The 20,679-nt window shown below is 71.1% G+C and carries 19 protein-coding genes and 1 riboswitch; of the genes, 11 read left to right on the top strand and 8 right to left on the bottom strand.

Features of this window, described 5'->3' with window-relative positions; translation table 11 throughout:
* Window positions 1-320: 320 nt before the first annotated feature.
* Entirely contained in the window at window positions 321-1,199 is an 879-nt protein-coding gene (locus AB0D99_RS30880; RefSeq protein ID WP_362369660.1) for a DUF4394 domain-containing protein, read from the top strand.
* Window positions 1,200-1,269: 70 nt separating this feature from the next.
* On the opposite strand, the gene AB0D99_RS30885 is transcribed toward AB0D99_RS30880, so the two are convergent.
* Complete coding sequence (locus AB0D99_RS30885) at window positions 1,270-1,845, bottom strand: TerD family protein (protein ID WP_361960491.1); 576 nt, start codon at window positions 1,843-1,845, stop codon at window positions 1,270-1,272.
* 127 nt (window positions 1,846-1,972) lie between these two features.
* On the opposite strand from AB0D99_RS30885, the gene arfB reads away from it, so the two are divergent.
* Window positions 1,973-2,410 carry an alternative ribosome rescue aminoacyl-tRNA hydrolase ArfB gene (arfB, locus tag AB0D99_RS30890; RefSeq protein WP_362369664.1) on the top strand — a complete coding sequence of 146 codons (438 nt, stop codon included), beginning with the start codon at window positions 1,973-1,975 and terminating at the stop codon, window positions 2,408-2,410.
* Between the two features lie 7 nt (window positions 2,411-2,417).
* Here the strand turns inward: arfB and AB0D99_RS30895 are convergent, their stop codons facing one another.
* Window positions 2,418-3,017, bottom strand: a complete 600-nt coding sequence (locus AB0D99_RS30895) for a flavin reductase family protein (RefSeq protein WP_362369667.1) — start codon at window positions 3,015-3,017, stop codon at window positions 2,418-2,420.
* A 313-nt stretch (window positions 3,018-3,330) separates the two neighbouring features.
* Here AB0D99_RS30895 and cdgB point away from each other — a divergent pair, with 313 nt between their 5' ends.
* Window positions 3,331-4,953, top strand: a complete 1,623-nt coding sequence (cdgB, locus tag AB0D99_RS30900; protein ID WP_362369670.1) for a diguanylate cyclase CdgB — start codon at window positions 3,331-3,333, stop codon at window positions 4,951-4,953.
* A 153-nt stretch (window positions 4,954-5,106) separates the two neighbouring features.
* Complete coding sequence (locus AB0D99_RS30905; RefSeq protein WP_362369673.1) at window positions 5,107-6,066, top strand: CBM35 domain-containing protein; 960 nt, start codon at window positions 5,107-5,109, stop codon at window positions 6,064-6,066.
* Between the two features lie 65 nt (window positions 6,067-6,131).
* On the opposite strand, the gene AB0D99_RS30910 is transcribed toward AB0D99_RS30905, so the two are convergent.
* From AB0D99_RS30910 to AB0D99_RS30920, 3 genes are all read right to left on the bottom strand, one after another.
* Window positions 6,132-7,058, bottom strand: coding sequence for a 1-phosphofructokinase family hexose kinase (locus AB0D99_RS30910; RefSeq protein ID WP_362369676.1), 927 nt, complete (start codon window positions 7,056-7,058; stop codon window positions 6,132-6,134).
* A 143-nt stretch (window positions 7,059-7,201) separates the two neighbouring features.
* A complete protein-coding gene (gene nagA, locus AB0D99_RS30915) occupies window positions 7,202-8,347 on the bottom strand; it encodes an N-acetylglucosamine-6-phosphate deacetylase (RefSeq protein WP_362369679.1) in 1,146 nt (381 codons plus the stop codon).
* Window positions 8,347-9,285, bottom strand: coding sequence for an ROK family protein (locus tag AB0D99_RS30920; protein WP_362369682.1), 939 nt, complete (start codon window positions 9,283-9,285; stop codon window positions 8,347-8,349). Before AB0D99_RS30920 ends, nagA begins: the two co-directional genes overlap by 1 nt.
* Before the next feature lie 240 nt (window positions 9,286-9,525).
* Between AB0D99_RS30920 and AB0D99_RS30925 the strand changes: the two genes are divergently transcribed.
* From AB0D99_RS30925 to otsB, 3 genes are read left to right on the top strand one after another with little or no spacing between them, the layout of a single operon-like run.
* Window positions 9,526-10,755, top strand: coding sequence for an extracellular solute-binding protein (locus AB0D99_RS30925; protein WP_362369782.1), 1,230 nt, complete (start codon window positions 9,526-9,528; stop codon window positions 10,753-10,755).
* 10 nt (window positions 10,756-10,765) lie between these two features.
* A complete protein-coding gene (locus AB0D99_RS30930) occupies window positions 10,766-11,020 on the top strand; it encodes a DUF3263 domain-containing protein (protein ID WP_362369685.1) in 255 nt (84 codons plus the stop codon).
* Window positions 11,021-11,043: 23 nt separating this feature from the next.
* Window positions 11,044-11,919, top strand: coding sequence for a trehalose-phosphatase (otsB, locus tag AB0D99_RS30935; RefSeq protein WP_362369688.1), 876 nt, complete (start codon window positions 11,044-11,046; stop codon window positions 11,917-11,919).
* Window positions 11,920-11,935: 16 nt separating this feature from the next.
* On the opposite strand, the gene AB0D99_RS30940 is transcribed toward otsB, so the two are convergent.
* From AB0D99_RS30940 to AB0D99_RS30950, 3 genes are all read right to left on the bottom strand, one after another.
* Window positions 11,936-13,375: a trehalose-6-phosphate synthase gene (locus tag AB0D99_RS30940; RefSeq protein WP_362369691.1), complete on the bottom strand. Its 1,440-nt coding sequence runs from the start codon at window positions 13,373-13,375 to the stop codon at window positions 11,936-11,938.
* Between the two features lie 100 nt (window positions 13,376-13,475).
* Window positions 13,476-14,915, bottom strand: a complete 1,440-nt coding sequence (locus tag AB0D99_RS30945; RefSeq protein WP_362369694.1) for a hypothetical protein — start codon at window positions 14,913-14,915, stop codon at window positions 13,476-13,478.
* A 38-nt stretch (window positions 14,916-14,953) separates the two neighbouring features.
* A complete protein-coding gene (locus AB0D99_RS30950; protein WP_362369697.1) occupies window positions 14,954-15,928 on the bottom strand; it encodes a glucosyl-3-phosphoglycerate synthase in 975 nt (324 codons plus the stop codon).
* Window positions 15,929-16,049: 121 nt separating this feature from the next.
* Window positions 16,050-16,207: riboswitch (SAM riboswitch) on the top strand.
* On the opposite strand from AB0D99_RS30950, the gene thrC reads away from it, so the two are divergent.
* From thrC to groL, 4 genes are all read left to right on the top strand, one after another.
* Window positions 16,201-17,514, top strand: coding sequence for a threonine synthase (gene thrC / locus AB0D99_RS30955; protein WP_362369785.1), 1,314 nt, complete (start codon window positions 16,201-16,203; stop codon window positions 17,512-17,514). Its footprint overlaps the riboswitch before it by 7 nt.
* Before the next feature lie 114 nt (window positions 17,515-17,628).
* The gene (locus AB0D99_RS30960; RefSeq protein ID WP_215066190.1) at window positions 17,629-17,907 is read left to right on the top strand and encodes a MoaD/ThiS family protein; all 279 of its coding nucleotides are present in this window, start codon (window positions 17,629-17,631) and stop codon (window positions 17,905-17,907) included.
* A gap of 447 nt (window positions 17,908-18,354) precedes the next feature.
* Window positions 18,355-18,558 carry a cold-shock protein gene (locus AB0D99_RS30965; RefSeq protein WP_005315736.1) on the top strand — a complete coding sequence of 68 codons (204 nt, stop codon included), beginning with the start codon at window positions 18,355-18,357 and terminating at the stop codon, window positions 18,556-18,558.
* 368 nt (window positions 18,559-18,926) lie between these two features.
* Window positions 18,927-20,555: a chaperonin GroEL gene (gene groL / locus AB0D99_RS30970; protein ID WP_362369702.1), complete on the top strand. Its 1,629-nt coding sequence runs from the start codon at window positions 18,927-18,929 to the stop codon at window positions 20,553-20,555.
* Window positions 20,556-20,679 lie beyond the last annotated feature (124 nt).

The following is a 20,679-nucleotide window of genomic DNA, read 5'->3' on the forward strand; positions in this document are numbered from 1 at the left end:
CTTCGCGAACCGGTCCATCCGCAAGCCCGTGAACGTCTCCACCCACACCGGCTCAGCCCGCAACACCCCACCCATACAGGCAAAATGCCCAGAACGAAGCCTTCTGCAACACCCTTTGTGTGCGGTGGTGTCGCGCGCGGGTGCCACCGGCCTGGCGAGTGCTCCGGCCCTGGTCAACGCGTGGGCGGGACAGGGGGGACGTGCATAGGCCCAACGAGTGATTGGCGACGTTTCGGCCATCCTTGCGGAGGGCCGGCTTCGAAGCATCGGTGGACTCGCCTCATGCCGAGCGCGGGCCGTGCACCGATCGGAGAAGCCTCGTGCGCATTCGTCTCGCCACAGTCGCCGTCCTCGCCGCCGCAGTCTGCGGTTCCGTGCTCACTCCCGGTTCGGCTTCGGCGGACGCCGACGGTGCGGGCCCGTTCGGGTCCCGCCACGCACGGCACGCCGGGCTGATCAGCGTCGGCCTGACCGCGGACCAGCGCCTCGTCGGCTTCGGTACGGCGGACCCGGGCGACACCTGGTCCTTCGGCCGGATCCAGGGCCTGAGCGGGGACAGCAGGCTCGTCGGAATCGACTTCCGTGTACAGAACGGCAAGCTCTATGGCGTCGGTGACCGGGGCGGGGTCTACACGCTGAACAGCGGAGCCAGGGCCGTCAAGGTCTCGCAGCTGACCGTCGCCCTCCAGGGCAGGCACTTCGGTGTCGACTTCAACCCCGCCGCGAACCGGCTGCGCGTCATCTCCGACACGGGGCAGAACCTGCGTCACAACATCGATGACCCCGCCGCGCCGACGACCACCGTCGCCGACGGGACTCTGACCAACCCCACGATGCCGCCCGCCACCGCCCTCGGAGTCACCGGCGCCGGCTACACGAACAACGACCTCGACGCGGCGACCGCGACGACCCTGTTCGACATCGACACGGCCAACGACCGCGTCTCGCTGCAGTCGCCCGCCAACGCCGGCACCCTCGCACCCACGGGCAACCTTGGCGTGAACGCCGGGCCGTCCGCCGGATTCGACGTCTACTACAAGGCATCCGACGGCTCCAATCACGGCTTCGCCGCCCTGACGACCGACGGCAGGCAGCGCTTCTACAGGGTCGACGTCCTCAACGGACGCGCCACCCTCGTCGGCGCCTTCCCCTCGGCCCACCAGGTCGTCGATGTCGCTCTGCCCCTGAGCCAGCGCTGACCCGCACGCGCCAGGACCGCCGGAGCCCCGGCGCGGGGATCGCGCCGGGGCTCCGCCGTCGCGGCGTACGTCAGAGGTTGACGCCGAAGTCGCGGGCGATGCCCTCCAGGCCGGAGGCGTAGCCCTGGCCGACCGCGCGGAACTTCCACTCCGCGCCGTTGCGGTACAGCTCGCCGAAGACCATGGCGGTCTCGACGGCGGCGTCCTCGGAGAGGTCGTAGCGGGCGATCTCGGCGCCGCCGGCCTGGTTGATGATGCGGATGTAGGCGTTGCGGACCTGGCCGAAGTTCTGCGAGCGGTTCACCGCGTCGTAGATGGAGACCGGGAAGACGATCTTGTCGACGTTCGGGGGCAGCGCGGCGAGGTTGACGTTGATCTGCTCGTCGTCGCCACCGCCCTCGCCGGTGCGGTTGTCACCGGTGTGGACGATGGTCTGGTCCGGGGTGGCCTTGTTGTTGAAGAAGACGAAGTGCGCGTCGGAGGCGACCTTGCCCGCGCCGTCGACGCCGATGGCCGAGGCGTCGAGGTCGAAGTCGGTGCCGGTGGTCGTACGGACGTCCCAGCCGAGGCCCACGGTGACGGCGGTGAGGCCCGGGGCCTCCTTGGTCAGGGAGACGTTGCCGCCCTTGGAGAGGCTTACAGCCATGGGAAGTGCCTTTCTTCGTGACCTTCGTGATGTCGTCACCCGGGATAACGCCGGCGACGGCTCGCCGGTTCCACGGTGCGGGATCGGCGCGAAAACAGGATGACGTGCCGGAGGCACTCCGGGGAACATGGATGACATGTCCGGTCCCTATGTCATCCGCGGCTCCGTCTCGCTTCCCGAGGCCGAGCTCATGTGGCGTTTCTCGCGGTCGTCGGGGCCGGGCGGGCAGCACGTCAACACCAGCGACTCGCAGGTGGAGCTCCGCTTCGACCTGGCGTCGACGGACGCGCTGCCGGAGGTCTGGAAGGCGCGCGCGCTCGAAAGGCTCGCCCCGCGCATGGTCGGCGGGGTCGTGACGGTCCGCGCGTCGGAGCACCGCTCGCAGTGGCGCAACCGCGAGACGGCGGCCGTCCGTCTCGCCGCGCTCCTCGCGGAGGCGACGGCGCCGCCGCCGAAGCCGCGCCGGGCGACGAAGATCCCCCGGGGCATCAACGAACGCCGGCTGCGGGTGAAGAAGCAGCGCTCGGAGACGAAGCGGGGCCGCCAGGGGCGCGACTGGGGCTGAGTCCTCGTCAGGCCAGGCGGCGGTACTTGCCGCGGAAGTAGGTCAGGGGGGCGCCGTCCGAGGACGGGAAGTCGGCCGTCAGGACCCGGGCGACGACCAGGGTGTGGTCGCCGGCCACCACGCGGTTCTCCGTGCGGCACTCCAGGGTCGCCAGGGCGCCGCTGACCAGCGGGGCGCCGCTCTCCGAGCCGCGGGTGTACGGCACGTCCTCGAAGAGGAGCCGGTCGCTCACCCGGCCCTTCATCGCGAACCGGCCCGCGATGTGCCGCTGGCTCTCGGAGAGGACCGAGACCGCCCAGACCGGGACCTCGTCCAGCAGGTCGTCCATGCGGGAGCCGTTGCGGAGACTGACGAGCACCAGCGGCGGGTCGAGGGAGACGGACATGAAGGCGGTCGCCGTCATGCCGACGTCCTCCCCGCGCGGACCGTCGTCCGGGTCGTGGGCCGTCACCAGCACCACGCCCGCCGCGAGGCGGGACATGGCCGCCCGGAACTCGTCGTTGCTCACCCCCTCAGCATGAGGGATCGCCAGATCCGAGGCGGGGGGCGGGGCGGGGGTCGTCGTCAGCACACTCCGCACGCTAGCTCCGCCCCCCGCCCGCGGCATCGGGCCGGGGGACCAGCCCGCGCCCCCTCGCCGGTCCTAGGACCTTTGGCCGGGGACGTCTCCCGTACCGTCCGGAGCCGCCTCCCACCGTCGTTGCCGCACCGTTCTCTTTGCGTTCACGAAAGAACGGGAGCGCTTTCCGACACCTCTCGCAACGCTTCATGACCTGGTGTGACTTGAGTCACAGAGCTCAGTATTTGTTGACCCTGTGTACCGGGTGCAACGCTCGCTGTGATTCAGTGGCAAGGACAATGCAGCACGAGTGCCGATGAGAACCCTGGAGTTGCTGTCGAGGTCTCGGGGAGAGCGAGCGATGGAGACCGAGTCGGAGCCGTACGTCCGTCTTGCGACCCTGCGGCAGCTGCATCAGGTCGTGGCCGACCTCAATACAGCCCGCAGTCTGGCGGACACCCTGCAGACCGTCGCCGACGGCATCGTCGCCGGCCTGAACTACGAACTGGCCTGCGTCAACCTCGTACGCCCCGACGGTGACCTCGTCGTCGCCGCCTTCGCCGGCAGCCCCGCCGCCGAAGCGCTCATCACCGGCCGCGTCGGTCCCCGGGAGTCCTGGGAACGCCGCCTCTCCATGGGTGTCGCCTGGGGCGACCTGAGGTTCATCCCGCACACCGAGGGCTGGGTCCTCATCGAGGACGACGTCCCGCAGTGGCACACCGAGGGCCCCGCCCCCCGCTTCGAGGACGAGTGGCACCCGCACGACCGCCTCTACGCCCCCATGTACGCCTCCGGTTCCAAACGCGAACTGCTCGGCGTGATCTCCGTCGACCGGCCCCGCAACGGCCGCCACCCCGGACCCTGGGGCCAGGAAGCCCTCCAGATGTACGCCTCCCAGTCGGCGATCGCGATCAGCAACGCCCGGCTCCGGGCCAACATGCAGCGCGCCCTCGTCCGCCTCGAACGCGAACAGCAGGCCCTGCGCGCCAGTGAAGAGTCGTTCCGGCAGGCCTTCGAGTACGCCCCTTCCGGCATGGCCATCGCCGAGATGGGCGGCGACCAGCACGGCCGGCTCCTGCGCACCAACGACGCCCTCTGCCGCCTCCTCGGCCGCCCCGCCTCCGTGATGCGGCGCTACTCCTTCGCCGACCTCGTCCACCCCGAGGACATAGGCACCCTGCTCCGCACCTCGGCCGAGGGCGGCCGCGCCGAACTCCGCCTCGGCCGCCGCGACGGCACCTACGTCTGGGTCTCCCTGCGCAACTCCGTCGTCGCCGACACCGCCGACGGCCCGCGCTTCCTCCTCACCCACGTCGAGGACATCGAGGAGCGCAAGCGCCACGAACTCCAGCTCGCCCACCGCGCCTCGCACGACGCCCTCACCGGCCTCCCCAACAGCGCCGAACTGCGCTCCCGGCTCAGCGCCCGGATCTGCGAGCGCCCGCACGCCACCCCGGAGACCGACTACGACGCCCCGTACGGGCACGGCCACAACTTCGGCTTCGACTCGGGGCCGGGCCCCGGCGGACCGTACGACCACCACGTCCACAGCGTCGCGCCCGCCGGCGGCGAGGTCGACGACGGGACGAAGGGGCTCGCCGTCCTCTTCTGCGACCTCGACGGCTTCAAGTCGATCAACGACCGCTTCGGGCACCACACCGGCGACGCGGTCCTCATCGAGGTCGCCCGCCGCCTCACCACCGGCGTACGGGACGGGGACACCGTCGCCCGGCTCGGGGGTGACGAATTCGTCGTCCTCGCCGACGGGCTCGGCTCGGCGGACGCCGCCGACCTCGCGGTACGGCTGCGCAACGCCATCATTCCGCCGATCCGGGTCGACGGACGGGCGGTCAGGGTCGGGGCGAGCTTCGGCATCGGCTGGGCCGAGTGCGGCATGACCGTCGAAGAGGTCCTGAACTCCGCCGACCAGCGGATGTACATAGAGAAGCGCTCCCGCTCGAAGATCCACCGCCGCGCCGGATAGCCCGGATCTCCCCGGCGTCGGCCCCTGCCGCGCCCCCTCCGTTACCCGCGGGTCACCTGCCGTGCGGTCAAGGGACGGATCGGCGGGTGGTCCATTCGGGGTAGGCTCGGCCGGTCGGCGACGGCTGGCGAGCATGGATAGGAGTGACCAGGGATGGCTGCCGGTAACGACGGCGCGAACACGCCCGAGGACGACGATCCGTTCGGCTACCTGTACGCGGACGGCCAGGCGGCAGGTGCCCAGCCGCCCGGGGCCGGTGGCTACGGCTACCCCGGTCCGGCCGCGCAGCCGGGTGTCCCCAGAACCTCGTACAACCAGGTCAGGACGGTCGGCGAGCGCCAGTACGGCGGCGGCCAGCCGCACGTGCCGCAGCAGCAGAACTACGGCGGCCAGCAGTACGGCCAGGCGAACCCGCAGTACGCCGCGCCCGAGACGTACCCCGGTGGCGAGCGGACCCGGCAGGCGCCCCTCCCGCCCCAGCGCGGCGGCCGCGGGCCCAACACCAAGGGTCTGCTGATCGGCGCGATCGCGGTCGTCGCGGTCGTGGTGATCGGAATCACCGCCGCCGTCATCAGCAACAACGGTGACGAGAACACCGACGGCGGCAAGGCCGGCGGCAAGCCGACCGGCGGCTCGACGCAGGTCCAGGAGACCCCCTCCACCAAGCCCAGCGCCGACGACACCCCGGCCGCGCTGCCGCAGCAGGACGCGGCGACGCTCAAGCTCGGCGGCACCGCGGCCCTCGACAAGCAGATCAAGGGCGCCGAGGGCACGGACGGGCTGTACGTGGCCGGGTTCAACTCGGTCGGATCCTCCGTGACCTGGCAGACCGAGGTGCCCGAGGCCGGCACGTACCGCATGTATGTCCGGTACGCGATCCCCGCCAAGGACGCCAACGCCACCGTGACCGTCAACGGCAAGGCCAACACGAACCCGATGAATCTCAAGAACTTCATCGGCTCCTCGGACCCGAACCCGGAGAAGAACTGGCAGACCACCTGGTCCCAGGTCTCGCTGGAGAAGGGTCAGAACACGATCATGCTGTCGTGCGCGGCGGGCAACCAGTGCGACGTGATCTTCGACTGGGTGAAGATCAGCAAGGGCGAGATCTGAGCCGTACGGCTCGCGAAAGGCCCCGGGGAACCTCGTTCCGCGGGGCCTTCGTCATGCCGTGGGCGTCACGCCGCCTCGGGCTGCTCCGTCACCTTCACCCGGGTGAGCAGCTCCTCGTACGCCGTCCGGTCGAACTCGCCCGCGACCGGGGAGAGCACCGTGGCCGCCGACAGCGCGACCGCGCGGGTCAGCCGGTCCGGCCAGGCGAGCCCGTCGACGAGGCCGGACAGCAGTCCCGCGACGGCCGAGTCGCCGGCGCCGGTCGGGTTTCCGCGCACCGGGGCCGGCGGGGCGGCGAGCCACAGGCCGTCCGGGGTGGCGGCGAGCATTCCCTCGGGGCCGAGCGAGGAGACGACCGTGTGCGCGCCGCGGCGGCGGGCGTCGCGGGTGGCGCGGTGCGGTTCGCGTGAGCCGGTGAGCTGGGCGAGCTCGTCCGCGTTGGGCTTGACGAAGTCGGGACGGGCCGCGATGCCGCGCCGCAGGGGTTCGCCGCTGGTGTCGAGCAGGACCGGGACGTCGGCGCCGCGGGCGATGCGGATCAGCTCCGCGTACGCGCCGACGTGGATGCCGGGCGGCAGGCTGCCGCACAGGGCCACCGCCTCGGCGCCGCCGACCAGTTCGGTGTAGCGGCCGGTGAACGCGGACCACTCGGCGGGGGTGACGGTGGGGCCGGGCTCGTTGAGCTGGGTGGTGTCGCCGGTCGCGGTGTCGACGACGGCGACGGTACGACGGGTGGGCCCGGCGGTCGGGACGAGCGCGTCGGTCAGCGGCAGGTCGGCGAGGTGCGCGCGCAGGACCTCGCCGGTCGCGCCGCCCGTGAAGCCGGTGACGACCGTGTCGTGCCCGAGGGTGGTGAGCACGCGCGCGACGTTGAGGCCCTTGCCGCCGGGGCGCTCGATCACCTGGGTGACGCGGTGTGAGGCGTGCGGGGTGAGAGCGGGGACGCGGTAGGTGAGGTCCAGTGCCGTGTTGAGGGTGACTGTGAGAATCACCTGCCGTAACCCCCGTACGCCGTCGATGGATCGTGGACCGGCCGGACCTGCTGGAACAGCCGTGGAACGCGCCCCGATCATGCCAAACAGAAGGCGGTTGGCCCAGTCCCCGGACCAACCGCCGTGCGCTACGGTCGGCGAAATCAGGCCACTTGGGGGTCAACCACCCAGGTGCCCTTGCGCATCACGCCCCTGACGTCGAAGTTCTCGTCGAGGACGACGAGGTCGGCGTCCTTGCCCGGCTCCAGTGAGCCGACCGTGTCGTCGATGCCGAGCAGCCGGGCCGGGTTGGCGGAGATGGCCTGCACGATCGACTCGACGGGCAGGCCGTCGACGGTCGCCGCGCGCTTGAACGCGCGGTCCAGGGTGAGGGTCGAGCCCGCGATGGAGCCGCCCTCGACGAGGCGCGCGACGCCGTCCTTCACCTCGACGGCCAGCGGGCCGAGCGCGTACCGCCCGTCGCCGAAGCCGGCCGCGTCCATCGCGTCGGTGATGAACGCGACCCGCCGCGGCCCCGCGTGATGGAACGCCAGCTCCAGCGAGGCCGGGTGCAGATGGGTGCCGTCGTTGATCAGCTCGACCGTGATGCGCTCGTCCTCCAGGAGCGCGGCGATCGGGCCGGGGGTGCGGTGGCCGAGGGCGGGCATCGCGTTGTAGAGGTGGGTGGCGACGGTGGCGCCGGCGTCGATGGCCTCGACGGTCTGCTCGTACGTCGCGTCGGTGTGGCCGATCGCGGCGATCACGCCGTGTTCGGCGAGCAGGCGTACGGAGTCGATGCCGCCGGGGAGTTCGGTGGCGAGCGTGACCATCCGGGCCTGGCCGCGGGCGGCGTCGACGAGCTTGCGGACGTCGGCGGGGTCGGGGTCGCGCAGCAGGGACTCGTCGTGGGCGCCCTTGCGGCACGGGGAGATGAACGGCCCCTCGAAGTGGATGCCGGCGATGTCGCCCTGCTCGGCCAGTTCGGAGAGGAGTCCGGCGCGTCGGCTCAGGAAGTCCATCTCGCCGGTCACGAACGAGGCGACGACCGTGGTGGTGCCGTGCAGCCGGTGGGTGTGGACACCGGTGAGGATGTCGTCGACGGTGCCGGAGGTGAAGGAGGCCCCGCCGCCGCCGTGGTTGTGCATGTCGACGAAGCCGGGGACGACCCAGTGGCCGGTGAGGTCGAGCGCGGGCGCGTCGGCGGGCGCGGCGCCCGCGATGCGACCGCCTTCGACGATCACCCGTCCGTTCTCGACGACGCCGGTGGGCAGGACCACGCGGGCTCCGGCGAGAACTGTGGAAACGGCCATCAGGCGGATACCTCCGAGTCGAGGGAGAGCAGGTCCCAGGCGAGGAGGCCCGCGCCCAGGCATCCGGCGGTGTCCCCGAGGGCCGCAGGGACGACGGCGGGCAGCTTCTGGAACGTCACGCGTTCCTCCACCGCGGCCCTCAGCGGTGTGAACAAGGTTTCCCCGGCCTCGGCGAGACCGCCACCGATGATGAGGGTGCGGGGGTCCAGCAGGGTGAGCGCCGTGACCAGGCCGTCCGCGAGGGCGTCGACGGCGTCCTGCCAGACCCGTACGGCCCGGGCGTCGCCGGACTCGACGGCCTTGGCGCAGTCGGCGGCGTCGGCGTCCGGGTCGCCGGAGGCGGCGGCCCAGGCGAGGGAGACGGCGGAGGCGGAGGCGTACCGCTCCAGGCAGCCGCGCTGGCCGCAGCCGCACTCGGCGCCGCCGGGGCGGACGACGATGTGGCCGATCTCGCCGGCGTAGCCGTGGGCGCCCGCCTCGATGGCTCCGCCGATGCCGATGGCGCCGGCGATCCCGGTGCCCAGGGGCACGAAGAGGAAGCGGTCGGCGCCGTTGCCCGCGCCGATGCGGCCTTCGGCGAGGCCGCCGGTGCGGACGTCGTGGCCGAGGGCGACGGGGATGCCGTCGAGGCGCTCGCTGAGCAGGGCGCGCATCGGGACGTCGCGCCAGCCGAGGTTGGCGGCGTAGACGGCGATGCCGTTCTCGGCGTCGACGATGCCGGGGACGGCGACGCCGGCGGCCGCGGCGGGCTCGCCGTACCGCTCCAGGCCGTAGGCGCGCAGCTCGGCGGCGAAGCCGAGGATCGTCTCGACGACGGCCTCGGGGCCGCGTTCGCGTCCGGTGGCGCGCCGTGCCTCGTGGAGCAGGGTGCCGTCCGTGCCGACGAGGGCGGCCTTCATGCCGGTGCCGCCCACATCGAGGGCGATGACGTGTCTCACGGGAACAGTCTCGCGCGTGAACGCCCGAAAGGTCTAGTCCACTGGCCGATATTGTTGCGCGGGCATACAAATTACCGGCGGGCCGTGCCGCGCCCCGGGGTGCGATGCGGAAGCGATACCCGAGTGGTGTAGACCTTATGCTTTCCCTCCTGTGAAAATCACAGCTCGACGACGAGCCAACGAGGGTGGGGCAGCGCTGTGCAGCGGCGAATCCTGGGACTGACCGCGACCATCGCCGCGATGGGCCTGACCGCCGCGCTCTCCGGCTGCGGCCTCACCGGCGCCGACTCGGGCGACGTGACCCTCACCCTGGTCGCCGCCGACTACGACCTCACCGGCGGCGACACCACCAAGAAGTACTGGGACGAGCTCACCGCCGCCTACGAGGCCGAGCACCCCGGCGTGACGATCGACGTCCGGATCGAGTCCTGGAACGACGTCGACCGCAAGGTCGCCGAGATGGTCAAGGCCGGCGACGCCCCCGACATCGCGCAGATCGGTGCCTACGCCGACTACGCCGCCGCCGGCGAGCTCTACTCCGCCGACGAACTGCTCTCCATCCCCGTCCAGGCCAACTTCCTCGCCCCGCTCGTCTCCGCCGGCGAGATGAGGCGCACCCAGTACGGCCTGCCGTTCGCCGCCTCCACCCGGCTCCTCTTCTTCAACCAGGAGCTCTTCGACGAGGCGGGCATCACCAAGCCCCCGACGACCTGGGACGAGCTGGCCGCCGCCGCCGAGAAGCTGAAGGACGACGACGTCCCCTACCCCTTCGCGCTGCCGCTCGGCCCGGAGGAGGCGCAGGCCGAGACGATGATGTGGCTGCTCAGCGGCGGCGACGGCTACACCGACAGCAGCGACCGCTACCGCATCGACTCCGACCTGAACGTCCGGACCTTCGACTGGCTGAAGAAGAACCTGGTCGAGAAGGAGCTCACCGGCCCCATAGCCCCCGGCAAGCTCAACCGGAAGGACGCCTTCGCGGCCTTCTCGCGTGGTGAGGTCGGGATGCTCAACGGCCACCCCTCGCTCATGCAGGAGGCCGAGAAGAAGGGCGTCAAGGTCGGCAAGGTCGCACTGCCCGGCGCCAACGGCAAGGCCAAGGCGTCCATGGGCGTCGCCGACTGGATCATGGGCTTCAAGCAGAAAGGCCACGGCAAGGAGATCGGCGCGTTCCTCGACTTCGTCTTCAGCGACGAGAACGTGCTGAAGTTCGCCGGTGGCAACGACCTCCTGCCGCCGACGGTCAGCGCGTACTCCCGCATGCAGAGCGAGGAGGAGCACAAGAACCTCCGCGAGTTCCTCAAGGAGCTGCCGAACTCACAGCTCCCGCCGGTCGGCAAGACGTCCTGGGCGAAGGTCAGCGAGAACGTCAAGCAGAACATCGGCAAGGCCGTCGCGCCCGGGCAGCGGCCCGCCGACGTCCTGTCGAAGCTCGCCCGCGAGGCGACGGAGGCGGAGAACGCGGAATAAGTTGGCTCGTATGACCAACGAAGAGGAACGGGGACAGCGCGGCGCCCTGGGGGACCGGGAACGCGCCGTCCTCGCCGTGGAGCGCCGTTCCTGGCCCGGCCCCGGCGCCAAGGAACGAGCCGTCCGTGAACAGCTCGGCCTCTCCGCGACCCGCTACTACCAGCTCCTCAACGCGCTCCTGGACGACCCGCGCGCACTCGAACACGACCCGGTGACCGTCAACCGGCTGCGCCGGGTCCGTGCCGAGAAGGAGCAGCGCCGCTGAGCCCGCGTCGGTAGGGTCGTCGTATGGTCAGCAGCCTTCCGCACCCGACCACACCCGCAGGCCGCGACGGCCTCGCCGCGCTCCTCGCGCGGCCGGACAAGGCCGTCGTCGCCCTCGACTTCGACGGGACGCTCGCCGAGATCGTCCCCGACCCCGAACAGGCCCGCGCCCACGCGGGCGCCGTCGCCGCGCTCTCCGCGCTCGCCCCTCAGGTCGCCTCGGTCGCGGTGGTGACCGGACGCCCCGCGGGTGTCGCCGTCCGCTACGGCGGCTTCGCCGGCGTCCCCGGCCTGGAACACCTCGTCGTCCTCGGCCACTACGGCGCCGAACGCTGGGACGCGATCACCGGCACCGTCCATGCCTCGGCCGTCCACCCGGGCGTCGCCTCCGTCCGCGCCGAACTCCCCGGCTTCCTCGACAGCGTCGGCGCCTGGCCCGGCACCTGGATCGAGGAGAAGGGCCGCGCGGTCGCTGTCCACACCCGCCGCTCCACCGATCCCCAGGCCGCCTTCGAGGCCCTCAAGGCGCCCCTCGCCGACCTCGCCACCCGGCACGGCCTCGTCCTGGAGCCCGGCCGCATGGTCCTCGAACTGCGCCCGCCGGGCATGGACAAGGGCGTGGCCCTGGCGGAGTACGTACGCGAGGTGGGCGCCGGATCCGTCCTCTACGCGGGCGACGACCTGGGCGACCTGCCGGCCTTCGCCGCGGTGGAGAAGCTCCGCTCCAACGGCACCCCGGGCCTGCTGGTCTGCAGCGGCTCCGCCGAGGTCCCCGAACTCAGCGACCGGGCCGATCTGTCGGTCCCGGGTCCGGGCGCGGTGGTGGGGTTCCTCTCGGCCCTGGCCGAGCGGATCCGGCCGGAATCCGGCGAACGTCCCGGCGACGGCGACGGCGACTGACGGCCGGACCCGGCCGTCAGTTCTCCCGCAGCGCCTCCAGCTGCTTCAGGAACCACTGCTGTGGCGGCAGCGCCGTCGCCGCCACGGCCAGACGCTTGGTCCGGTCGGCGCGTTCGCTCGGGGACATCGTCAGGGCGCGGTGCAGCGCCCGGGCCGTCTCCGAGACGTCGTACGGGCTGACCGTCAGCGCGTCCTCGCGCAGTTCGTCGTACGCCCCGGCGCCCGTCGAGAGGACCAGGACACAGCCCGTCTCCGACACCACCGGGATCTCCTTCGCCACCAGGTTCATCCCGTCCCTGACCGGGTTGATCAGCGCCACGTCCGCCATCCGGTAGGCGGCGAGGGAGCGCGGGAAGTCGTCCTTCACCGACAGCAGCACCGGCTGCCAGGCGTCCGTGCCGAACTCCGCGTTGATCTCCCCCGCCAGGTCCGCCACCGCCGCCGTGTACGCGCGGTAGACCTCCAGGTCCTGGCGGGACGGGTACGCCGAGGCCAGGTGGACGACCCGGTCGTGCCACTCGGGCCGCTCACGCAGCAGCTCCCGGTACGCCAGCAGCCCGCGGACCACGTTCTTCGACAGCTCCGTGCGGTCCACCCGCACGATCGTCCTGCGGTCACCGACCTCGGCCCGCAGCGCGGCGAGCCGGTCCTCGACCTCCGGCCGGTGGGCGAGGGCGCGCAGCTCGTCGCCGTCCACCCCCAGGGGGTAGACGTGGACCCGGGTGCGCCGTGCCGATCCGCCCGCCCTGTGATGGTGCACCCCGCGCCACGGGTCGTCCGCGCGCAGGGCCCCCTCGGCCACCCCGCCCGCGCCGTCGACGCGCGCACCCGTGATGAACGACGACGCCCATTCCCAGGTGTGGAAGCCCAGCTCGTCCGCGCCGAGCATCCCCCAGAGCAGCTCCTCGCGGATGTCCTCCGGGAGCAGCCGCGCGTACTCCGGCGACGCCCACGGGGTGTGGGTGAAGTGACCGATCCGCAGATCCGGCCGCAGCTCCCGCAGCTGCCCCGGAACCAGCGCCAGGTGGTAGTCCTGCACCAGGACCGCCGCGCCCTCGGCCGCCCGCGCCGCCAGCTCCTCGGCGAACGCGCGGTTGTAGGCACGGTACGACTGCCACCGGCGGCGGAACTCCGCGTCGAAGACCGGCTCGCGCGGGATGTCCCACAGGTGGTGGTGCAGGAACCACAGCACCGAGTTCGCGATGCCGTTGTACGCGTCGTGGTGGACCTCAGGCTCGATGGCCAGCATCCGTACGCCCGGCTCGGAGACGCCCCTGCGGACCGCCTCCCGGTCCCCGTCGGACAGCGCCGCGCACACCCACACGCTGTCCTCGGAGGACACGGCGCTCAGCCCGGAGACGAGACCGCCCCCGCCGCGGCGGGCACTGAGGGTGCCGTCCTCGGCGAGGGCGTACGAGACCGGACCCCGATTGGACGCCACAAGCACAGAAGCCATGTGCCGAACCTAGCCCGTCGCGTAAACGCTCAAACGTACGTATACAAGTGTGGCGAATCCACGCCGCGCGGGCGCGTCGGAGCCGTGCCGGCGGGCGTCGTCAGGGCTGGTGCCGGCTGCGCATCGCCGCCTTCGCCACCGCGCCCGTCGCCGCCAGGGCGAGCGCGAGACCGCCGAGCAGCCACAGCCGCTCGCCGTTGCCGCCCGTCTCGGCCATCGAGCCGCCGGGTCCGTGCGCCGGGGGGCGGGCCTGGTGGGTGGTGGGGTCGGGGACCGGCGTGGGCGGGGCCGGCGGCCGCGTCGGGGAGGGGGACCCCGAGGGCGCCACGGAGGCCGCCGCGGGCCGTGCCTGCGCCTCCGTCCGGGCGGGCGTGGGGGTCGGCGTCGGGGTCGGCCGCGTGCCGTCCGGGTCCCGCACGGGTACGGAGAAGGCCAGCGCGGAGGGCACGTAGGCGTCGCCCGCGGTCCTGAAGGTCAGATCGGCCGAGTCCGCGCCGTCCGGGACCGCGCCGTCCGGGAGGTCGAAGGACCTCGCGTCGATGCCCAGACTGTCGGCCGCGTCCGGGGAGACGGCGCCGGAGGTCCCGCCGACGAAGAAGCCGTCGGTGCCGCCGGTGGGCACAGTGACCTTCTCGCCGTTCACCAGGAACATGTCGCCCGGTGTGTTCCGGTCGCCGTCGTACGCCGTCACGGCCGCCCGCGCCCGCCCGGCCGTCCGGTGGAAGCCGTCGACGGTCACGGTCGTCGCCGGAGAGGTGGGGCGCTGGAGCACGTGGCCGCCGTAGACGTACACGCGGCGGCGGTCCGGCGCGTGCGTCGGCTCGGGGCCGGGGTACGCGTAGACGACCGTCAGGGACCAGCCCGCGACGCAGCCCGGGCCGTTCGCCGCCCAGACGTTGCCCACCGCGACCGGCGTGGCGCCGCCGGGCACCTCGGCGAAGGCGGCGGTGACGTCCGACTCGCCCGTGTAGTAGTGCGGGCCGGTGATCTCCTCCGGGTCCGTGACCATGGAGTCGATGGAGACCTCCGTCCCGGCCCCCGATCCGACCCGGAGGCGCGGCGCGGTCGTCGCGGGGTCGCCGGGCGAGGGCGTCGCCTCGCCGCCGGAGACGTCGCAGCGTTCGCGCCGCGTCCCGTCCGGTCCCTGGTACGTGCCGTCGTTGCCGCCCCAGAAGAGCCGGGCGTACGAGACCTCGGCGCCCGCGGGGATCTCGACCCGGCCCGTGCTGGAGCCGTAGCCGGCGGCCATGGAGGCGGTGTCGATCCGCGTCATGGCGAAGGCGTCGTTGTCGTCACCACCCCGGCCGTCGGCGGCGGTGGCGCACCGCGCGGCCTGATCGGCGGGGGTGGTGGGGCAGCCCATGACCGTGTTGCCGACGGTCGTGAAGTCGCCGTACAGGGAGGCGTCGTACCGCTTGCCGAAGGGTTCCACCACGTCCGCCGCGGCCGGACCGGCCGCGGCGAGGGACAGCGAACCGAGCGCGCCGGCGGCGAGCACGAGCGCCACCGACCGTGTGGTCATCCGATTGTTGAACCGCATGAAACGGGAATTTAGTTAAAAAACATCATCATTCGGTGTTACGCCACGCGGCGGCGCGCGTACTCCGCGATGTCGATCATCGGCGGCCGCTCCTCCGTGTCCACGGCGTACGTCCGCGGCGTGAAGCCCTTCCCCCGGCCCGAGTCGTCCCGCTCGAACTGCGTCAGCAGCGGCCGCACCAGATGTCCGCGGGACAGCCGCAGCTGCGCGGTCCGGTAGATCGCCGCCGCCATCCGGCCGAGCGCCCGCTCGTCCTGGTGGCGGTGCTTGCGGACCCCGACGTCGACCTGGGCGAGCGCGTCGAGACCGACGGTGTGCAGCGCGTCGACGAGCAGCCCCAACTCCACTCCGTAGCCGACGGGGAAGGGGAGTCGTTCGAGCAGCGAGCGGCGCACCGCGTACTCGCCGCCCAGCGGCTGGACGAAGCCGGCCAGTTGGGGCCAGTGCAGATTGAGCAGCGGCCGTGCCACCAGCTCCGTCACCCGACCCCCCTGACCAGGCGTCTTGCCGGATTCGGCGGCCTCGGTTCCGAGCGGGCGGTCGTACATCGCCTTCACGAAGTCGACGTCGGGCTCGGTGAGGAGCGGACCCACGATGCCGGTGACGAAGTCCGCGGAGAAGTCCCGCAGATCCGCGTCGACGAAGCAGACGATGTCACCGCTGGTCACCATCAGTGACCGCCACAGCACCTCGCCCTTGCCCGGGAGGGCCGGAATCCGCGGCAGGATCTCGTCACGCGCCACCACCCGGGCCCCCGCCGCCGCCGCGACCTCGGCCGTACGGTCCGTGGAGCCGGAGTCGATCACCACGAGCTCGTCGACCAACGGCACCGCCTCGGTCATCAGCTCCCGGCGGATCACGGAGACGATGTCCCCGACCGTAGCCTCCTCGTCGAGGGCCGGCAGCACCACGCTGACCGTCGTCCCCCGCTTGGCGGCCACCAGCCGCTCCCTCGGACGGTCTGCCACGGACCAGGACCGCCGGGCCAGCCAGCGCTCCACTTCATCCAGCAACGTGATCTCCATCTCGCGGTTCGGACGACCATCTCACCCGTCCATGCCTTCGGTTACAGTCTTGAACAACGCGGAAGCCCGATGCATGTCGGGGTGCCACCTGCGTTCTACAACCGAATACCGCTCATCCAGAGGGGCAGAGGGAAACGGCCCGTTGAAGCCCCGGCAACCCTCCAGTCGGTCTCGTCCGCAGTCTTCGTGACAGCGCCCGCGAGGCTCCCGGCTAGGGAAGGTGCCAAATCCGTCTCATGGCGACGTTCGCCATGGGAAAGATGAGGAGAAAGGGCCTCGCCTCCATGGCTGTACAGACTGTTTCCACCACCACTTCGACGGTCGACCTCGGTCCGGCTTCCGGACTCTCCTGTCGTGAATGCGGTGAGAAGTTCCCCCTCGGTCCCATCTTCGCCTGCGAGCTCTGTTTCGGCCCGCTCGAAGTCGCCTACGACCTGCCCCTCGGCGACCCCGAGGCACTGCGCAAGCAGATCGAGGCCGGACCCGCCAACATCTGGCGCTACGCCCCGCTGCTGCCCGTCCCCGCCGACGTCGCCGAGAAGCCGAACCTGAACCCGGGCTGGACCAAGCTCGTCCAGGCCGACAACCTCGCCCGCGAGCTGGGCGTCGAGCCGGGCAAGCTCTACGTCAAGGACGACTCCGGCAACCCGACGCACTCCTTCAAGGACCGCGTCGTCGCCCAGGCCCTCGAAGCCGCCCGCGCCTTCGGCTTCACCACCCTGTCCTGCTCCTCCACCGGCAACCTGGCCGGCGCCGTCGGCGCCGCCGCCGCCCGCGCCGGCTTCCGCTCCTGCGTGTTCATCCCGCACGACCTGGAGCAGGGCAAGGTCGTCATGGCCGCCGTCTACGGCGGTGAACTCGTCGGCATCGAGGGCAACTACGACGACGTCAACCGCTTCTGCTCCGAGCTCATCGGCGACCCGCTGGGCGAGGGCTGGGGCTTCGTCAACGTCAACCTGCGCCCCTACTACGGCGAGGGCTCCAAGACGCTCGCGTACGAGATCTGCGAGCAGCTCGGCTGGCAGCTGCCCGACCAGCTCGTCATCCCGATCGCCTCCGGCTCCCAGCTCACCAAGATCGACAAGGGTCTGCAGGAGCTCATCAAGCTCGGTCTCGTCGAGGACAAGCCGTACAAGATCTTCGGCGCGCAGGCCGAGGGCTGCTCCCCGGTGTCCACGGCGTTCAAGGCCGGCCACGACGTCGTGCGCCCCCAGAAGCCGGACACCATCGCCAAGTCCCTGGCGATCGGCAACCCGGCCGACGGTCCGTACGTCCTCGACATCGCCCGCCGCACCGGTGGCGCGGTGGAAGACGTGAACGACGAGCAGGTCGTCGAGGCGATCAAGATCCTCGCCCGTACGGAGGGCATCTTCGCCGAGACGGCGGGCGGCGTGACGGTCGGCGTGACGAAGAAGCTGATCGAGGCCGGTCTCATCGACCCCAGCCTGACCACGGTCGTGCTCAACACCGGTGACGGCCTCAAGACCCTGGACGCGGTGGCCGATACCTCGCAGGCGACCGCCACGATCCGCCCGAGCCTGGACGCGTTCCGCGAAGCCGGCCTGGCGGGCTGACGTCCGCGACCGACGGGGTGCCCGGGAGACCCGGCGCCCCGGCGGCCCCCCGAACCCCCGGACTCCGTCCGGGGGGCTCCAGCCCCGCACCGAAGCCCCGAAGGTGAACCACTCATGAGCGTCAAGGTCCGCATCCCCACCATCCTCCGCACCTACACCGGCGGCCAGGCCGAGGTCGCAGCCGAGGGCGCGACGCTCTCGGAGGTCATCGCCGACCTCGAGAAGAACCACACGGGCATCGCCGCCCGCGTCCTGGACGACCAGGGCAAGCTGCGCCGCTTCGTCAACGTGTACGTCAACGACGACGACGTCCGTTTCGAGCAGGGCCTGGAGACGGCGACCCCGGACGGCGCCGGCGTCTCGATCATCCCCGCCGTCGCCGGCGGCTGCTGAGTCGGAACGGCCTCGCGCGGGGAACTCCTGAATCACCCACGGTCACCTGAGTTACCCACGGTCACCTGAATTGCCCCTTCCGCCGGAGAAGCGGAGGGGGCAATTCTGCATGGTTGAGGGGGGTAGAGTTGGGGAAGCCCCCCTGACTTCCCTTCGCTGCTTGTGCCAGACGCATATGAGAATGCGTCCGCACCCGACAAGAAGCAGCCAAAGTGTTCGACTGTTGTGTACCTTCTGCGCACTTTGACGGGCCCGACTTGCCCCGGAATTCAGTGAATTCTCCTTAATTCTCCTTTCTGGCGTGCCCAGATTTCTCGTCCGATTGACCTGTTGCAGAGGGCAGTTGGACAGATACATTCAGCCGCGGTCGACGCGTTCCGGCGCAGGGTCTGACCCGGGTCCGCGAAGTGCGGTCCCGCGCAAGGGCCAGTAATAGGGGAGTTAGGCATGGCTCAGGGCACCGTCAAGTGGTTCAACGCGGAGAAGGGCTACGGCTTCATCGCGGTCGACGGTGGTGCGGATGTATTCGTCCACTACAGCGCGATCCAGATGGACGGATACCGCACCCTTGAAGAGGGTCAGCGGGTCGAGTTCGAGATCTCGCAGGGCCAGAAGGGTCCGCAGGCGGACATGGTCAAGCTCGCCGTCTGAGCACGGCGCGATCGGCCACCACGTACGCACTCACGCGTTCTCTACGTCGAGGGGTCCGCATCCTGACCAGGATGCGGACCCCTCGCGCGTGTGCGGGAGGGGCGGGGTGCGCCCCTCGCGCGTGTGCGGGAAGGGCGGGGTGCGCGCGCCCGGACCTCTCCCGATCTGTGGGAGTCGCTTGCACTCGCATGGGCCGAGTGCTAATCATTGGCGTTAGCACTCTGAAGGTGAGAGTGCTTACGAGGATCGGGCAGACGAGGTCCGCGGCCAGGTGGGGCAAGGAACCACAGGGCTCGCAGGCCGTCCGTCGCGGGCGTCGGCGCGGTCCTGGAGCGTTATCCACCCCATGTCCGGGAGGACCACTTCACATGGCCAAGATCATCGCGTTCGACGAGGAGGCACGGCGCGGTCTCGAGCGCGGGATGAACCAGCTCGCCGACGCCGTCAAGGTCACCCTTGGCCCCAAGGGCCGGAACGTCGTCCTCGAGAAGAAGTGGGGCGCCCCCACGATCACCAACGATGGTGTGTCCATCGCCAAGGAGATCGAGCTCGAGGACCCGTACGAGAAGATCGGCGCCGAGCTGGTCAAGGAAGTCGCCAAGAAGACGGACGACGTCGCCGGTGACGGTACGACCACCGCGACCGTCCTCGCCCAGGCGCTCGTCCGCGAGGGCCTGCGCAACGTGGCGGCCGGCGCCAACCCGATGGCCCTCAAGCGCGGCATCGAGAAGGCCGTCGAGGCCGTCTCCGGCGCCCTGCTCGAGCAGGCGAAGGATGTCGAGACCAAGGAGCAGATCGCTTCCACGGCCTCCATCTCCGCCGCCGACACCCAGATCGGCGAGCTCATCGCCGAGGCGATGGACAAGGTCGGCAAGGAAGGCGTCATCACCGTCGAGGAGTCCCAGACCTTCGGTCTGGAGCTGGAGCTCACCGAGGGTATGCGCTTCGACAAGGGCTACATCTCGGCGTACTTCGCCACCGACATGGAGCGTATGGAGGCGTCCCTGGACGACCCGTACATCCTGATCGTCAACTCCAAGATCTCCTCCGTGAAGGACCTGCTCCCGCTGCTGGAGAAGGTCATGCAGTCGGGCAAGCCCCTGCTGATCATCGCCGAGGACGTCGAGGGCGAGGCCCTGTCGACCCTGGTCGTCAACAAGATCCGCGGCACCTTCAAGTCCGTCGCGGTCAAGGCCCCGGGCTTCGGCGACCGCCGCAAGGCCATGCTGAACGACATCGCCATCCTCACGGGCGGCACGGTCATCTCCGAGGAGGTCGGTCTCAAGCTCGAGAACGCCGGCCTGGACCTGCTGGGCCGCGCCCGCAAGGTCGTCATCACCAAGGACGAGACCACGATCGTCGACGGCTCCGGCGAGAGCGACCAGGTTGCCGGTCGCGTCAACCAGATCCGTGCCGAGATCGAGAACTCGGACAGCGACTACGACCGCGAGAAGCTGCAGGAGCGCCTGGCGAAGCTCGCCGGCGGTGTTGCGGTCATCAAGGCCGGTGCCGCGACCGAGGTCGAGCTCAAGGAGCGCAAGCACCGCATCGAGGACGCCGTTCGCAACGCGAAGGCGGCCGTCGAGGAGGGCATCGTCGCCGGTGGTGGCGTGGCCCTGCTCCAGGCGTCCAACGTCTTCGAGAAGCTCGAGGCCGACCTCTCGGGCGACGAGGGCACCGGTGCCGCGATCGTGAAGCTGGCCCTGGAGGCCCCGCTGAAGCAGATCGCCGTCAACGCCGGCCTCGAGGGTGGCGTCGTGGCGGAGAAGGTCCGCAACCTGCCCGTCGGCCACGGCCTGAACGCCGCGACCAACGAGTACGTGGACCTCATCGCCGAGGGCATCATCGACCCGGCGAAGGTGACGCGCTCCGCGCTGCAGAACGCGGCCTCCATCGCCGCGCTGTTCCTCACCACCGAGGCTGTCATCGCCGACAAGCCGGAGAAGGCCGGCGCGGCCGCTCCGGGCGGCATGCCGGGCGGTGACATGGACTTCTGATCCTTCCGGATCGGCGGTTCCTCGCGGACCGCGCATCGCCGAGGCGACGCGCGGACCGCGACTCGCTTCGAGCGACCGAGGGCGGCACTCCCTGCCGGGGGTGCCGCCCTCGGGCTGTCCGGGC

This window comes from Streptomyces sp. NPDC047971, from assembly GCF_040653355.1.
In the GTDB taxonomy this organism is placed as follows: Bacteria; Actinomycetota; Actinomycetes; order Streptomycetales; family Streptomycetaceae; genus Streptomyces.